This window comes from Streptomyces sp. NPDC047117, assembly GCF_040643545.1.
In the GTDB taxonomy this organism is placed as follows: Bacteria; Actinomycetota; Actinomycetes; order Streptomycetales; family Streptomycetaceae; genus Streptomyces.
Map to the genome: position 1 here is coordinate 1 of NZ_JBEYUN010000051.1, position 1154 is coordinate 1154.

The window sequence follows — 1154 nt, forward strand, 5'->3', positions numbered from 1 at the left end:
GCCCAGCGCGCCGGCGCCCCCCTGGTCGCCGGCACCAAGGACCCCGTCTCCGGCGCGGCGGAGGTCGTCGCCTTCGCCGAGGAGCACGGCCTGCCCATCGCCATCAAGGCCGCCTTCGGCGGCGGCGGCCGCGGCCTGAAGGTCGCCCGCACCCTGGAGGAGGTCCCCGAGCTGTACGACTCCGCGGTGCGTGAGGCGGTCGCCGCCTTCGGCCGCGGCGAGTGCTTCGTCGAGCGCTACCTGGACCGCCCCCGGCATGTGGAGACCCAGTGCCTGGCCGACAAGCACGGCAACGTCGTGGTGGTCTCCACCCGCGACTGCTCGCTGCAGCGCCGCCACCAGAAGCTGGTGGAGGAGGCCCCGGCGCCGTTCCTGTCCGCGGAGCAGAACGCCGAGCTCTACCGCGCCTCCAAGGCGATCCTGAAGGAGGCCGGCTACGAGGGCGCCGGGACGTGTGAGTTCCTGGTCGGGCAGGACGGCACCATCTCCTTCCTGGAGGTCAACACCCGCCTGCAGGTGGAGCACCCGGTCACCGAGGAGGTCACCGGCCTGGACCTGGTGAGGGAGATGTTCCGCATCGCCGACGGCGAGGAGCTGGGCTACGACGACCCGCCGGTGCGCGGCCACTCCTTCGAGTTCCGCATCAACGGCGAGGACCCGGGCCGCAACTTCCTGCCCGCGCCCGGCACCGTCACCGTCTTCGACGCCCCCGCCGGCCCCGGCGTCCGCCTCGACGCCGGCGTCGAATCCGGCTCCGTCATCGGCCCCGCCTGGGACTCCCTCCTCGCCAAGCTCATCGTCACCGGCGCCACCCGCCAGCAGGCCCTGCAGCGCGCGGCCCGCGCCCTGGCGGAGTTCACCGTCGAGGGCATGGCCACCGCCATCCCCTTCCACCGCACGGTGGTCAAGGACCCCGCCTTCGCGCCGGAGCTGACCGGCTCCACCGACCCGTTCCAGGTCCACACCCGCTGGATCGAGACCGAGTTCGTCAACGACATCAAGCCGTTCGCCGCGCCGGGCGCCGACGAGGCCGAGGCCGACACCCGCGAGACCGTGGTCGTCGAGGTCGGCGGCAAGCGCCTGGAGGTCTCGCTGCCCTCCTCCCTCGGCATGCCGCTGGCGCGCGCCGCGGTCGCCGGCGGCGCCAAGCCCAA

At 73.7% G+C, this 1154-nt stretch carries 1 protein-coding gene; it reads left to right on the top strand.

What is annotated here, in order from left to right; translation table 11 throughout:
* Positions 1 to 1154 (top strand): ATP-grasp domain-containing protein (locus tag ABZ840_RS37705; RefSeq protein ID WP_361568604.1); only part of this gene is annotated, 1154 nt, incomplete at both ends.